11 protein-coding genes are annotated in these 15812 nt (G+C 45.2%); 4 read left to right on the top strand and 7 right to left on the bottom strand.

What is annotated here, in order from left to right; genetic code table 11:
- Positions 1-238: 238 nt before the first annotated feature.
- From murC to LU279_RS00260, 4 genes are all read left to right on the top strand, one after another.
- On the top strand, positions 239-1618 hold the full coding sequence (gene murC, locus LU279_RS00275) for a UDP-N-acetylmuramate--L-alanine ligase (protein WP_274419930.1): 1380 nt from the start codon (positions 239-241) through the stop codon (positions 1616-1618).
- Between the two features lie 300 nt (positions 1619-1918).
- Positions 1919-2950, top strand: a complete 1032-nt coding sequence (locus LU279_RS00270; protein ID WP_274419929.1) for a DnaD domain protein — start codon at positions 1919-1921, stop codon at positions 2948-2950.
- A 22-nt stretch (positions 2951-2972) separates the two neighbouring features.
- Positions 2973-3962, top strand: coding sequence for an ATP-binding protein (locus LU279_RS00265; protein WP_274419927.1), 990 nt, complete (start codon positions 2973-2975; stop codon positions 3960-3962).
- Positions 3963-3965: 3 nt separating this feature from the next.
- Positions 3966-5147, top strand: a complete 1182-nt coding sequence (locus LU279_RS00260) for a ribose-phosphate pyrophosphokinase (RefSeq protein ID WP_274419925.1) — start codon at positions 3966-3968, stop codon at positions 5145-5147.
- Positions 5148-5251: 104 nt separating this feature from the next.
- Here LU279_RS00260 and LU279_RS00255 read toward each other — a convergent pair whose 3' ends face one another.
- The 7 genes from LU279_RS00255 to LU279_RS00225 form a co-directional block, all read right to left on the bottom strand.
- Positions 5252-6796 (bottom strand): ATP-binding protein, encoded by a 1545-nt coding sequence (locus LU279_RS00255; protein ID WP_274419923.1) that lies wholly within the window; start codon positions 6794-6796, stop codon positions 5252-5254.
- A 15-nt stretch (positions 6797-6811) separates the two neighbouring features.
- Positions 6812-7873 (bottom strand): metallophosphoesterase family protein, encoded by a 1062-nt coding sequence (locus tag LU279_RS00250; RefSeq protein WP_274419921.1) that lies wholly within the window; start codon positions 7871-7873, stop codon positions 6812-6814.
- Positions 7874-7883: 10 nt separating this feature from the next.
- A complete protein-coding gene (asnS, locus tag LU279_RS00245; protein ID WP_274419919.1) occupies positions 7884-9275 on the bottom strand; it encodes an asparagine--tRNA ligase in 1392 nt (463 codons plus the stop codon).
- A 140-nt stretch (positions 9276-9415) separates the two neighbouring features.
- The gene (gene galT, locus LU279_RS00240) at positions 9416-10906 is read right to left on the bottom strand and encodes a UDP-glucose--hexose-1-phosphate uridylyltransferase (protein WP_274419917.1); all 1491 of its coding nucleotides are present in this window, start codon (positions 10904-10906) and stop codon (positions 9416-9418) included.
- A gap of 21 nt (positions 10907-10927) precedes the next feature.
- The gene (locus LU279_RS00235; RefSeq protein WP_274419915.1) at positions 10928-12097 is read right to left on the bottom strand and encodes a galactokinase; all 1170 of its coding nucleotides are present in this window, start codon (positions 12095-12097) and stop codon (positions 10928-10930) included.
- Between the two features lie 65 nt (positions 12098-12162).
- Positions 12163-14613, bottom strand: coding sequence for a hypothetical protein (locus LU279_RS00230; protein WP_274419913.1), 2451 nt, complete (start codon positions 14611-14613; stop codon positions 12163-12165).
- Positions 14614-14619: 6 nt separating this feature from the next.
- Positions 14620-15786, bottom strand: coding sequence for a methyltransferase (locus LU279_RS00225; RefSeq protein ID WP_330684506.1), 1167 nt, complete (start codon positions 15784-15786; stop codon positions 14620-14622).
- Positions 15787-15812 lie beyond the last annotated feature (26 nt).

The following is a 15812-nucleotide window of genomic DNA, read 5'->3' as shown; positions in this document are numbered from 1 at the left end:
TACCATACTCACCCAGATTAGTGAACATTTTTTACAATATTTTTACCTGTATTTTGCATTTTTTTGGAGTTATTGCACATGATTTTGTTGCTGTACGCTCCGTTCCCGGTAATCTGATCAAAATACCTTCCGCAACGCCTTTGTTAATGATATATCCTTTCCAATAAGTAATACTTTTCATTTAAGGCTTATCGGGTTATAATAAGAACATATTCATAATGAACAGGAGAATAATATTATGTATCAGATAGACTTTAAAAAACCGATGTCCATTCATTTTATCGGCATCGGCGGTATCAGTATGAGCGGACTGGCTGAGGTTCTTCTTGAAGAAGGCTTCACCATCTCCGGTTCTGACGCAAAAGAAAGCCCTCTTACCAGAACTCTGGAAGAAAAAGGCGCCAGAATATATTACGGACAGCGGGCCTCCAATATTTCCGATACCGTTCAGGCTGTTGTGTACACTGCAGCGATCCACCCGGACAATCCGGAATTCAGAAAAGCACAGGAGATGAACCTCCCCATGCTTACAAGGGCCGAACTTCTGGGGCAGATCATGCGCAATTATGACACCCCTGTTGCAGTGGCGGGAACCCACGGAAAAACAACCACTACCTCCATGCTTTCCCACATTCTGCTGAAAGGAGACTGCGATCCTACTATCAGTGTAGGCGGCATTCTTCCTGCCATTGGAGGAAATATCCGTGTGGGACAGTCAGAAACTTTCCTGACCGAAGCCTGTGAGTATACCAACAGCTTCCTGAGCTTTTTCCCAAAAATCAGCATTATCCTGAATATTGATGCGGATCATCTGGATTTCTTCAAAGATATTGATGATATCCGCTGCTCTTTCCGTAAATTTGCAGAGCTTCTTCCCAAGGACGGAACTCTGATCATCAACGCTGATACGCCGCAGTATGAAAAAATCACAGAAGGACTTACCTGCCAGGTACTTACCTACAGTCTGGAACATGAGGCAGATTATACAGCTTCTGATATTACCTACAACGAGCTTGGGCATGCATCCTTTACTGTATGCCATAAGGGACAGGCTCTTGGCACCTGCTCTCTCAGCGTTCCGGGAGTACATAATGTTTCCAATGCTCTGTCTGCCGTTGCCGCAGCTCAGCTTTTAAATCTCTCCTGGGAAATGATCTCAGAAGGGCTGCACAGCTTTACAGGCACAAACCGGCGTTTTCAGTACAAGGGGCAGATTGGCGGAGTGACCATTATCGATGACTATGCCCATCATCCCACTGAGATCGAGGCCACACTTCATGCTGCTGCAAATTATCCTCACAAAAAGATCTGGTGTGTGTTCCAGCCTCATACCTACACACGCACCAAAGCTCTTCTTCCTGAATTTGCAAAGGCTCTTTCTCTGGCTGACCATGTGGTACTGGCAGATATCTATGCGGCGAGAGAAACCGATACTCTTGGAATTTCTTCAGAAGATCTGAAAGAGAAAATTGCAGAACTTGGAACTTCCTGCGAATATTTCCCGACTTTTGATGAAATCGAGAATTTTTTACTTGAAAATTGTACACAGGGTGACCTGTTGATAACTATGGGGGCCGGAGACGTTGTAAATATAGGAGAACAGCTCCTCGGAAACTAAGTTATCCACATTATCCACATGTTTATGCACATATCCCCCGTGCCGGACATGTGGATTTTTTATGCCTCCATCATCCGACATTCTTCTACATCAATTTTACCTATTTTTAACGCAAAAGCAACAAAATACGCGGTTTCCGAGATTTAGGTCAAATATTCGAGAAAATTCGTTGTCCACATTATCCACATTATCCACATTTTTATGTGGAAAGATTTCCCCTTAAAATACCCTATTCTCATTTGAAAAATCTTGTGCTATAATGCAGGTGACTTAAAAGATTCAGAAAGCGGGAGATCGTTCATGAGCATGATTACACTGCAGAAGCCCTCCCAGTCAGAGGTTACGCTTCTGTCCAATATTTTTATAGATGACTATATGCCGGAGGCCAATGGTGAGTTTGTAAAGGTTTACATTTATCTTTTACGGGCGCTGTCCACTACTCCGGTTTCTTTCACGTTGGAACAGATGGCCGACCACCTGCTCTGCACAGAAAGGGATATTCTGCGCGCGTTAAAATACTGGTCCAGACAGGAGCTTCTTGCCCTGGATTTTGCCGCAGATAAAACCCTGCGGGGAATTGCGCTTCTGCTGCCAAAGGCCAGATCCTCAGCTGAGGAGGAGACGGCTGCCGCCACTGTCAAACAGCAGGTTCCGCCAAAAGCGGCTCCACTGACACCGGACCGTGTAAAAGAGCTGAAGCAGAACGAAGATATTATCCAGCTTCTTTATATTGCAGAACAGTATCTGGGCAAAACCCTGTCCCCCACAGAAATACAGAAGATTCTTTTCTTCTATGACGGTCTGGGCTTTTCCGCAGATCTGATCGAATACCTGATCGAATACTGCGTCAGCCGCAGCCATAAAAGCATCCGATATATGGAAACCGTTGCCCTCGCCTGGGCTCAGGAGGGGATCTCCACTGTGGCAGAAGCCAAAAAGACAAACGCCCGGTACAGCAAGGATTATTATTCCATCCTGAAGGCTCTGGGTATCACCAACCGGAGCCCTGTGGAAACAGAGATCACCCTGATGGACACCTGGCTGAAGACTTATGGTTTTTCCATTGCCATCATTCAGGAAGCCTGTACCAGAACCGTTCTCCAGACAGGCCAGGCCAGCTTCCAGTATACGGACAAGATTCTGGAAGGCTGGAAAAAGAAACAGGTAAAAACTCTGGAGGATATCCAGGCTCTGGATGCAGAGCACAAGAAACGGAAACAGGACAAAAAGCAGTCCAAACCTGCCACCCCTGCTTCCGGCAACCGCTTTAACAATTTTCAGCAGCGGGAATATAATTTCGACGAATATGAAAAGCGCCTGCTGAACCAGTAATTTTCAGGCAAGGAGGGATGACGTGTCTTTACAGAACTTTCAATATGATATTATTATGAGAGAATACAACCGGAGACAGACTCAGGTTATGCATGATCTGGAAAAGCGGCGCTCCTGCGCCTTTGCAAAAGTCCCCAGGCTGGCAGAGATCGACAGGGATGTTGCCTCTCTCAGCGCTCAGAAGGCACGTTCTCTGCTCTGCGGACAGAGCAGCTCTGTAGAAGACCTGAAAAAAGAAGTAGCCAGGCTGGCACAGGAACGTCGCTCTCTTCTGAAGGAAAATGGATTTCCTGAAGATTATCTGGAGCCTCATTACCTCTGTCCCCGCTGCCAGGATACCGGCTATACGGACTCAGGCAAATGCTCCTGCTTCAAAAAGGCAGAGATCGAGCTTCTTTATACTCAGTCCAATCTTGCAGAAATTCTGGAAAAAGAAAATTTTGAACACTTTTCTTTTGACTGGTATTCTGATACAATAAAAAATGAAGCAACCGGACTGACTGCAAGAGAAACAGCAAAACACGCTTATGAAACTGCTGTGGATTTTGTACGCACTTTTGATTCCGGCTGCCAGAATCTTTTTCTGTACGGCAGCACCGGAGTAGGCAAAACCTTCCTCTCCCACTGCATTGCCCGTGAACTGCTGAAAACCGCCCACTGCGTACTTTATTTTTCAGCTTTTGATCTTTTTGACAAGCTGGCTCAGAATACTTTTGCCAGAAAGTCGGAAACTGATCCGGGAGAAGATTTTATTTACGACTGTGATCTTCTGATCATTGACGACCTTGGTACAGAGCTTACCAACAGCTTTGTATCTTCTCAACTTTTTTTGTGCATCAATGAGCGGCTTGCCCGCAGAAAATCCACGATCATCTCTACCAATCTGAAACTGGAAGATTTTTCTGCCACCTATTCCGAGAGAACCTTTTCCCGGCTCGCAAGCAATTTTCAGATGCTGAAGCTCATTGGAAAAGATATCCGCATACAGAAAATATTTTTAGGAGGAAAATAAAGAATGGCACAATTAAGCACCAAAGATCTCACAACACTCCCTGTAGGAAGACTGGGGCTGATCCCTCTGGAAAGCTGTCAGTCCCTTGGCTCCAAAGTCAACGACTGGCTTGTAAAATGGAGACAGGAAAGAAATCATCAGGAGCTTAATTCCTTTGCTTTTGAAGGTTATCAGAGAGATTCCTACATTCTCGAAGTACAGACTCCCCGTTTTGGTTCCGGAGAAGGAAAATCCGTAATCACAGAGTCTGTCCGCGGCGATGACATTTATCTTATGGTTGATGTATGTAATTACAGCATGACCTACCGTATCAGCGGCTTCACCAATCTGATGTCCCCTGACGATCATTTCCAGGATCTGAAACGTGTAATCGGAGCAATCGGCGGCAAGGCCAGAAGAGTCAATGTTATCATGCCTTATCTTTATGAGAGCCGTCAGAACAAACGTGTAGGACGTGAATCACTGGACTGCGCTACAGCTCTTCAGGAACTGACCGGAATGGGTGTGGAAAACATCATCACCTTTGACGCCCATGACGCCCGCGTTCAGAACGCAACTCCTCTTCATGGTTTTGAAACTGTTCAGCCGTCCTATCAGTTTATCAAGGCTCTTCTCAGAAACGAAGAAGGTCTGCATATTGATAATGAGCATTTTGCTATCATCAGCCCTGATGAGGGAAGCATGAACCGTGCTATTTATCTTGCCAATATTCTTGGTGTTGATATGGGTATGTACTATAAACGTCTGGATTACTCCAAACGTGTAAACGGACGCCATCCGATCGCAGCCTATGAATTCCTGGGACCAAAACTGGAAGGCAAGGACATGATCCTGATCGATGATATGATCTCCTCCGGAGACACTGTTCTCAAGATCGCATCTCTCCTGAAAAAGAGAGGCGCAGGAAGAATCTATATCTGCTCTACTTTCGGTCTGTTTACAGATGGTATGGACAAATTTGACGAGGGATTCAAAAACGGCGTATTTGACAAGCTTCTTACTACCAACTTGGTATACCAGACACCGGAGCTTCTGGAGAAGCCATATTATATCAACTGCGATATGAGTAAATACATTGCTCTTATCATTGATACCCTGAACCACGATATGTCTGTCAGCCACCTTCTGAATCCGGTAGACCGTATCAAACGCTGTGTAAACAACTATATGGATCAGTATAAATAATCCTTCAGAAGCTTTCACAACAGACTTCTGAACAATCAAGCTGATACTGCAAAAAGCCCCCTGCGCAGTCCTGTGACTGCCAGAGGGCTTTTTTCTGTATTCATCTACAGCACTATTTTATTATAGGAGATTCCGTTCTTTTCCAGAATTTCCATTTCTCTCTGTCTGCAGCTGCAGATGATCACCTGTCGTTTTTCTTTTGCCAGCCATTTCAGCACAGAGGTAAGTCTTTCCTCATCATACATCCCAAATACTTCGTCCAGAAATACAGGAAGCTGTTCTCTGCCGCACAGAAGCTCTCCTGCCGCCATTCTGAGGGAAAAGTAGATCTGTTCCACAGTACCTCTGCTGAGGCTTTCCAGAGGCACTGTACGCTCCCCTGTGTTCACTGTCATATGAAGATCTGAATCCATGAGAATCTCTGTATATTTGCCGCCTGTGATCTCTGAGAGGATCCCGGAGATCCTTCTTCTGAGTTTTCCTCCCACCTGGCGGTGAATATCTCTGGAAACCTGATCGATCACTGTCATTGCCAGATTCAGAGATTCTATTTCCATTTCTTCTGCAAGAGGGAAATATACATACTCTTCTGCTTCTCTGTATTCTGCCGCAGCATTTTCCAGAGCTGTTTCTTTTTCTTTCCGGGCCTCGCTGATATTCTCACGGCTCCAGGACAGCTTCTCCTGCCTTGCAAGAATACGGTTTTTCTGCCATTCTTTTTTTTCTATTTCCTCAGCTATACGCAGCCTCGCAAGATAGGCGCCAACTCCGGCTGCAACGCCGATCACACCGATCACCATGGCAATGAGCAGGCTTTTTGTCATTCCGGCCACTGCCAGCGCTCCGCCGATTCCCAGCACCAGAGCTGCTGTCATGATCATTTCCAGAACTCTGCGTTTTTTCCCAAGGTCTGCCAGCCGTTCCTTAAGGTCCCCGAGATTACTGCCGTCACCGCCTATATAAAAGCTTTTTTCCTGTCCGGAAACTCTGGTTTCTTTTTCCTCAAGTTCCTCAAGCTCACCTCTTATATAGTCCATTGCGGAAGCAATTTTTTCCTTTTCCCGCTGGTTTTCTCTTTTTTTCTGTTCTGCCTGTACCTGATAGCCTTTTCTCGCCATTTTCAGCATCTGCATGGTCCGTCCAAGGTCTACTGAACTGTCTCCTGCTCCCTGATAACTGGCCATATAGTTCTGAACTTCTCTTACCAGCTCCGGACCTGTGGTACTTTTGAGCTGCGCCACTGAAACTGTGTTTTCATAGACTGTCTCACTGATCCCGCCAAGCACAGCGTCCAGATCTCCCTGATCCACATCCAGGATCTCTCCGTCATCCTCACAGAGAAATTCTGTTGAAGGATTTTCCTTATAAAAATTTCTCGTGATCCGAAAATTCCTGCCTCCGTTTTCAAACCACAGGGTTCCGCCATAGTCAGCAGGATTTTTCCAGGGCAGATACAGATTGTAAGCATCCTTACGGGCAGCGCGCCCTCTCTGTCTCTGGATTCCGTACAGCATACTTCTCACAAAGGTATGAGTGGTGGTTTTTCCACTTTCATTGTCACCGTACAGCACATTGATTCCATCTGAAAACTCCATGGTCCTGTCCTGAAGCTTTCCAAAATTCCTGACTGTAATTCGTTTTATGTTCATAATTCTTTCCCGCCGTTAATTCAGTATGCTGGTTTCCAGCAATGCCTGGAGCCCGTGATACAGAGCCTTTTCCTCCACCACAGTCAGCTCTCTTCCCATAAAATATCCGATATAATCTCCGATCAGAGTTCCTGTATACTTTCTGTACAGCTCTTCCAGATCATAAGCAGGTCTGGATTCATCCAGAACCTCCACAATATTTCCCAGCTTTTTCAGACGCTCTGTAAGAAGAATCAATTCCGGAGCGCGTTTTCCCCTCAGAAGCAGCCTGTAAATATTTTTTCCGCCACGTTTCAGGATCTCTCCTTTCAGCATCTCTTCCAGAGAATACTGTGTGGAGGTTTCATCCAGAGTAAGAACCAGATTCTGATAGCTTCTGGATGCAAAGGGTACAAATTTCAGACGCATCCTGTCATTGTCATAGCTCCCCTCAATGTATCCGTGATCTCCTGTATCATTGCGGTCAATAGGCTCCAGTGCGCCTGGATACAGCGCTTTTCCCCTTACCTGCGCCTGCGGTTTATGGATATGTCCAAGCGCCAGATAAGTAAAGCCTGAGGAAAGAATTTTTTTTGCATCCATGGGGATATGTTTTTCATCTCCGCCGTGAGCAAGAAGCACATGGAATCCCGGCTCCTGCTCCGGTGTCCAGCTGTCATACAGAGGTTCTTTTATTTCCTGATGCTCATAGCTCATTCCATAAACAAACGTCTGAAGCTCTTCGATATATACGCAGTTCATTTCCTCACTGTCAAAAAATGTCACATTAGGTTCCCAGGAAAATCCCCGGTAAAAGGAATTTCTCTTTATATAGTCGTGATTTCCTGCCATCAGGAACACTCTTGTTTCCGGTATGGTTGAAAAAAGGTAATTAACTTCTTTCAGTTCTTTCAGAAGCGGCTGCCGGTGAAAAAGATCTCCTGCTATAAATAACAAATCCACCGGATCTCTGCGTACAGACGCAATGACCCGGCGGAAAGTTTCCCAGATCTCTTCCTCCCGCTCATGGCTCCACGGGCAGCCCCTGTCAGGAACTGCCCCCAGATGAACATCTGCAAGATGAATAAATCTTATCATTTATGACTCCTTATAAATCACAGTTGTTTACTGTTCTTGGGAAAGGAATTACGTCGCGGATATTTCCCATTCCTGTCAGATACATCACGCAGCGCTCAAAGCCCAGGCCAAAGCCGGAATGACGGGTGGAGCCGTATTTACGAAGATCCATATAGAACTGATAGTCCTCTGCATTCAGGCCAAGCTCGTCCATGCGGGCTTTCAGCTTGTCGTAATCATCCTCTCTCTGGCTTCCTCCAATGATCTCTCCGATTCCCGGAACAAGGCAGTCCATAGCTGCAACGGTTTTTCCGTCCTCATTCTGTTTCATATAGAATGCCTTGATCTCCTTGGGATAATCTGTTACAAAAACAGGTTTCTTAAAGATCTGTTCTGTCAGATAGCGCTCATGCTCTGTCTGAAGGTCGCAGCCCCAGAACACCTTGTAGTCAAATTTGTCATTGTTCTTTTCCAGAAGTTCGATTGCCTCTGTATAAGTTACATGACCAAACTCAGAATCGATCACATGGTTCAGACGATCCAGAAGTCCTTTATCCACAAAGGAATTAAAGAAGTTCATTTCCTGAGGAGCGTTCTCCAGCACATAGCGGATCACATATTTCAGCATATCCTCAGCAAGATCCATGTTATCATTCAAATCTGCAAATGCGCACTCCGGCTCGATCATCCAGAACTCAGCCGCATGACGGGTGGTATTGGAATTTTCCGCACGGAAAGTCGGTCCAAAAGTATAGATATTGCGGAATGCCTGAGCGTAAGTTTCTCCGTTCAGCTGTCCGCTTACTGTAAGGTTTGTCTCTTTTCCAAAGAAGTCCTGAGTGTAATCAACCTTTCCGTTGTCATCTACCGGCGGATTCTGAGGATCCAGAGTAGTAACACGGAACATTTCTCCTGCGCCCTCGCAGTCGCTTCCTGTGATCAGAGGTGTGTGAACATATACAAAACCTCTCTCCTGGAAAAATTTATGAATGGCATATGCGCAGAGGGAACGTACACGGAACACTGCCTGGAAGGTATTGGTCCTTGGTCTTAAATGTGTCATTGTTCTCAGGTATTCCATAGTATGACGTTTCTTCTGAAGAGGATAATCCGGCGCAGAAGCTCCTTCTACCTGGATCTCTGTTGCCTGGATCTCAAAAGGCTGTTTAGCCTCCGGTGTTGCAACCAGAGTTCCCTTTACGATAATGGCAGCTCCTACATTAAGCTTGCTGATCTCCGCAAAATTATCCATGGTGTCATGATAGACTACCTGAAGTGTATCAAAACAGGAACCGTCATGAAGTACAATAAATCCAAATGCCTTGGAGCCACGTACACTGCGTACCCAGCCGCCTACGGTCACTTCCTGATCCAGAAAGGTTTCCCGGTCTGTGTAAATTTCTTTTACAGTTGTAAGTTTCATAATCTATTTCCTCTCTCTGTTTAATGATAACTCGTGATATAAAAAGCGAAGCAGATGTACAAACATCCGTTTCGCTTTCTAGTATATCCCATTCACTGTGTTCCTGCAAGGTGTAAATGCAGGAGTTTTACGGCAAAATATCAGAGTTTTTCCACAAAGCGCATAAAGGCGGCTCTGCCTTCCTCTGTACATTTATAAACACCGGCATCCTCCAGCACATGAACGAACACATTGCCAACTTCCTTCTGAAGGATCTCATGGATATTGTCTTTGTTCAGATCCTTATATTTTGGAAGGAACTTCTGTACCCATGCGGCATGTTTTTCAATCTTTTCGTTGGAAGAAACGTCTTTTCCTTCCAGAATGTACTCTTCCAGAAGCTCCAGCTCTTCTTTCAGACGTGCCGGAAGTACCGCCAGACCCATAACCTCGATCAGACCGATATTTTCCTTTTTAATATGATGATATTCTGCATGAGGATGGTATACGCCCAGAGGATTTTCCTCTGTGGTAATATTATTTCTCAGTGTAAGGTCAAGTTCAAACATATCATCTCTTTTACGGGCGATCGGTGTGATCGTATTATGCGGCTCTCCGTCTGTTTCCGCAAATATAAATGCATCTTCGTCCGTATATCCTCTCCATACCTCCAGGATATGTGAAGCAAGGTCGATCAGACGTTTCTCATCCTTATGACGGATACGAAGAACAGACAGCGGCCATTTTACGATTCCTGCCTCCACATCCTCATATCCCGGAATCACTACGTTTTTCTCAATGGGAGCCTTTGCCATAGCAAAAGTATAGTGACCTCCCTGGAAATGATCGTGACTTAAAATGGATCCGCCTACAATGGGAAGATCCGCATTGGATCCGAGGAAATAATGAGGAAACAGCTTTACAAAATCAAAAAGCTTGATAAAGGTATTTCTCTCGATCTTCATTGGAGTATGCTGACTGTTAAATACAATACAGTGCTCATTGTAATATACATAAGGTGAATACTGGAATCCCCACGGGCTGTCGTTTACTGTAATGGGAATGATCCTGTGGTTTTCTCTTGCCGGATGGTTCACACGGCCTGCGTAACCTTCATTTTCAGGGCAGAGAAGACATTTGGGGTAACTGCTTGCCTTTACATTTTTTGCTGCCGCAATGGCTTTTGGATCCTTTTCCGGTTTTGACAGATTGATGGTAATATCAATATCTCCATAAGGACTTTCCACTGTCCATTTCTGATCTTTTTTTACACGATAACGGCGGATATAATCGCTGTCCTGGCTTAATTTATAAAAATAATCCGTAGCCTCCTGAGGGCTGCTCTGATATCTGTCCCAGAATTCTTTCTGAACCTGAGCAGGTCTTGGCATCAGGCAGTTCATAAGACGTGTATCAAAAAGATCACGGTATACAACGCTGTCCTCGATCAGTCCACGTTTTACAGCCTCATCCAAAAGCTCTCCCAGTGTTTCTTCAAGGTTCACATTTTCCGGTACTTCTTCCGGTTCTGTGTATTCCTCTTCATGAAAAACATCCAGAAGAAGATTGATGGTATAGTTTTTTTCACATTCCGGTGTCAGTCCTGTCTCGATTCCATACTGTACCAGTTTTCTGATGCTTTTGCTTAACATATCTGTCTTTCCCTCCTGATTTTATGCGATCACATGAGCGCCGTCACCGATATCTACTACATAAAACTCTGCCTCGTGTCCGACTTTTTCTTTGTACTGTTTTCCGATCGTATCAATAAAATGATCTACTGCGTCATTTTTTACAATGCTTACGGTGCAGCCTCCGAAACCGCCGCCTGTAATACGGGAACCGATCACTCCCGGAATCTGCCATGCCAGATCTACCAGAATATCAATTTCCTCACAGGAAACCTCATAATCATCACGAAGGGAAACATGAGAAGCATTCATCAGTTTTCCAAACTCCTCAACATTATCCGCTTTCAGGGCATTGACTGCTTTGACCGCACGCTGATTCTCATAAACTGCATGTTTTGCACGCTTTCTGCAGATATCGCTTGTAATAGCAGACATGTGAGCTTCAAACTCTTCCTCGCTGAGATCTCCCAGAGTTTTGATGTCAACTTCTTTCTGAAGTTCTTTAAGAGCTGTCTCACATTCATTTCTTCTGTCATTGTACGCAGAGCCTACCAGGCTGTGTTTCACTTTACTGTTTGTAATAACGATTCTTGCGTCTTTCAGTTTTACCGGAGCGTATTCATAATCCAGTGTGCTGGTATCAAGGAAGATCGCACAGTCTTTTTTGCCCATGGCGCTTGCAAACTGATCCATAATACCGCAGTTCATTCCATTAAAATTGTTCTCAGAATACTGTCCGATCAACGCCAGATCCTGCATGGACAGTTCCTCAACGCCAAACATATCCTTCAGCATCAGGCCTGTAAGAACTTCCAGAGATGCGGAAGAAGAAAGTCCGGAACCGTTGGGAATATTTCCATAGATCAGGAAATCCACACCATGCTCCAGCTTAATGCCTCTTTTTTCAAAAGCCCACATAACGCCCTTCGGATAGTTTGTCCAGCCTGCCTGATCAGAAGGGATCAGATCGTCCAGTGAAGATTCAAGCACGCCCAGTCTGGAAAAGTTCACAGAATAAAAACGTAATTTTCTGTCGTCTCTTTTACGAGCCAGTCCATATGTACCCAGTGTCAGAGCGCAGGGAAATACATGTCCGCCATTATAATCTGTATGTTCTCCGATCAGATTTACTCTTCCCGGCGCAAAGTATTCACGGATTTCTCCGCCTTCCCCATAAACCTCCACAAATTTTTCCATCAGTTCTTTCTGCATAATGCTGCCTCCTGTTTCTGAAGAATCCTCTTCTTTTTTATTTATTTTCAGGAAGGTGCGCCCTGTCAATAGGTCGCACTTTCCAGATAGGTAATAAAATTATTTCCTGCCTTTTTAAACATTTTTGTACTGTCCTGCATTCCGTAAGGCTTCACTTCTCCGGTAGCCGGATCAAGAAGCCAGGTATTATATTCATCATAACCAACGATCACAACACTGGAATTTTCTCCTGTTTTTGCGATCACTGCTCTCTGGGCGCTGATCTCATACAGAATGTTTTCCAGACTACAGCCGGAAAGGTCGATTATTTTTCCGGTATCTCCCATTCCGTCCTGAAGCACTTTTTTATCCCAGGATCCTGACCGGATGATCTCCGGAATGTCCTCTGGGTTCAGAGTAATCTGTGTTTTCAGATTGCCTCGCTCCCATACATATTGCTGGGCTCTGTTCAGAACAACTCCCATCTGGGAATCTGCGCGTCTTACTGCTGATGCAGGATCTGTCCATGTACTGTCCAGACCGCCTTTTCCATATACATAATACAGTTCTTCCTGGGGTGTTTCCACCTCCAGTTCCACAATATGCTCTTTCACACTGCGCATTTTGGACCTGAGAACCAGCGGCTTGTCTGATTCCGGTTTATCCTCAAAGGTCAGACGGGTCATAACCCCCTGACGGTCAGAACCGGTCTGCTCTGCAATTACCAGCTTGGCAGTTTTATTTCCGTTGTTCATAATATTGTCCTTTTTCCGGACAGAATAACCCTGCTTCCCTTTTACCGCAAGCTGAAACTCCATAAGCGTCCGGCCCACTACAGGATTAACAATATACATTCCTTCCTGGTGATATTCTTTTTTCAGATTACCCTCAAAATCCTCGATCCGAAATGATATCAGCCCTTCTGTGCTGTGTCCGTTTTCATCGGTCAGAATATCTCCGCTCTGAAGAAGTCCGTAAATCAGATCTTCATTCATAAATCCCAGAGTGCGAAGCTCCTGTCCCTGCCCCGGTGCGATCAGCCTTACCTTCTGAGAATCAAAATCCATCATCTGTATCTGACCCGCCTTCTCTCCCTGGACCACGATCCAGGCTGCATGAGCATTGGTATCGGAAACCACAAAATTATCTCTGTTGATTCCCTCTGCCAGCACCTTATAGCTGCTCTCGTCAATGTTGATCTGATAAAGGTCTTTCGCCATCACCAGAAACAGCTGATTATCCCTGTTTACATAAGAGAGGATCCCCAGATCATCTTTCAGGAATTCATAGGACTCTGTACCTGGTATAAAAACTTTTTCCTCTACCATGTTCTGGTCGCTGTTATAATGATAAATGCCAACACCGCTGTACCCTTCATGGTTTCCACGGCTCATATATCCATAAACCATAAAGTCCACGTCGCCGTTTTCTTCCACACCAAGAAGTTTCATATCATGGTCTGTGTCTGCATCCCGGGAATCACTGTCAACATTTCTGCGGAAGCTGAATACGTCCACAAATTTCCCGCTTTCCGGCGCATAAGTCCACAGCTCGCCCTCCCGGACAAAAGCCACCACAGAGGCATCTTTATTCGCCATGTAGGAAACGTCTTTATTTCCCACGCCAAGAAGCAGGCCTTTATCGCTGATCACAGAAAGCTCCGGATTAAAAATCTGACGGGCTGATCTTGTAAAATCAAGAAGCATAATACGTGTTTCCGTGTAACGCATTCTGTAAAAATCTGTCACATTATAATATTCTGCTTTTCCCTCATCATTGGCAGCCATGATCTCATATTCCAGAGAAATACTGGCTGTACTCTCATTGATATCCTTAATCACCGGAATACCGGCTCTGGAAATCTGAGGGTGTAAATTTCCCCAGCTTACATCTGCCAACGGTGAGGTAATGGAAATATCAGCAAAATTACGGGCTGACGCTTCTGTTGCTTCCAGATATGGTCCCAGTTCATCTGCTGTGGTCTTATCCATACACTTCTGAGCAAAGGATGAGGCAAAGGCCACATACTCTGCAACATTGGTTGCGGCTCTGGAAACAACCCTTGTGTAATAATAGGCCTCGCCGGAATCCGTATCCAGAGTAATCTGCATGGAATACTCCTGATTCATCAGAAGACCTGCGCTGATCTGCACTGAAGTTCTGAGATACCCGTCTCCGGAAGATTCCAGCGCGCTGATCTTTCTGTTTTCAATCACTTTGGTTCCATCTGAACTTCTGATCTCGTAAGAAAGGCTTTTTACCTCTGATTCGTGAGGAGCTACCACCAGAGATACTGTACGGGTAGTATCCAGCGGCGTAATACATTCCCTGACAAAATCAGCCTGCATGGGCTGTCTGTATCCATGCATCAGATTGGAAAGGGTTCCTCCAAAATCAATCATCACTTCCGGAAGAACCGGATTGTTCATATCAGAACGGTCATCTGTGGACCGGCTGTTCATCAAAAGCGCAGTTCCGGTCACTCCCAGCACAAACACCAGAAAAAGCACTGCAAACTTGCGAAAAAACTTTTTCATCTGTCTTTACACCGCTCCCTTCTGATTATCCCCGGGATAAAGAAGCTGTTCCAGCGTAAGCTCCCCATGAAGAGCCTCTGTCATTTTTTTCAGCTTGTCTGTACTCTGTTCTTTTCCGTTCTTTACCGCGCGGATCAACAGATTCTTAGGCGTGTGCTCCATATCAATAAATTCCAGGATCTGTGTGGAATATCCTTTTGATTCCAGAAGATTAGCCCGGATTCCATCTGTGATAAGAGCAGATATACGCTCTTTCAGAATTCCGTATTTCAATACAGGCTCCAGAAGTTCACTGCTGATCTTACCGTTCAGCTCATGCTGACAGCAGGGTACGGAAAAAATCACTTCTGCTCCCCACTCGACAACCTTTGCCAGTGCGTAATCCGTTGCCTTATCACAGGCATGCAGAGTAACCACCATGTCCACTTTCTGAAGGCCTTCATATCCGGCTATATCCCCCTGGCAGAAATGCAGTTTGTCATAACCGTAGCTTTCTGCCAGACGGCTGCAGTTTTCGATCACATCCGCCTTCAGATCAAGTCCCACGATATTCACATCATACCCTCTCAGCTCCCGGAGAAAATAGTACATGGCAAAGGTCAGATATGACTTTCCGCAGCCAAAATCTACGATTGTAATTTCTCTGTCCCTGGAAAGCCGGGGAAGGATATCCTCTATAAATTCCAGAAAACGATTGATCTGTTTATATTTATCATAGGCTGAAACATGAACCTTCCCCTCAGGGCTCATAACTCCCAGATCCACCAGAAAAGGTACCGGTTTTCCTTCCGGAAGGATGTATTGCTTTACCCTGTTGTGTGAAAGTATTTTTGCGGGCTTTTTTACAGCGTGAGGCTTCACTTTAATGGTCTGTTTTCCTTTTTTGCTTACAAGAACACTGCCGTCTGCGCTGCTGCCCTGTACCTGGAGCTGAGAATAATCTCCCGAAAGAGCCTGTTCCATATAGGCCAAAAGCTCTTTTCTGGTATAATTTTCATGAAGGACCTTTGTCCCCACTGTGGAGGATGCCTGGTACAGAATCCTGCCCTTCAGCTCCACCGGTCGTATTCTCACTCTTGATGGAATTTCCTTTTTCCTGCTGCCGCTGAGTACGGCAAGTATCAGTTCCTCGCTGATCTGCTCCTCCAAAAATTCCTGTAACGTTTTTATCATTTCTATATAACTCTTTCTCGCCTTTA

The sequence above is a fragment of the Blautia sp. XA-2221 genome (genome assembly GCF_028767025.1).
Taxonomy (GTDB): domain Bacteria; phylum Bacillota; class Clostridia; order Lachnospirales; family Lachnospiraceae; genus Blautia_A.
Note: the sequence above shows the minus strand (reverse complement) of the source record. Positions and strands in the feature narration are given on the sequence as shown.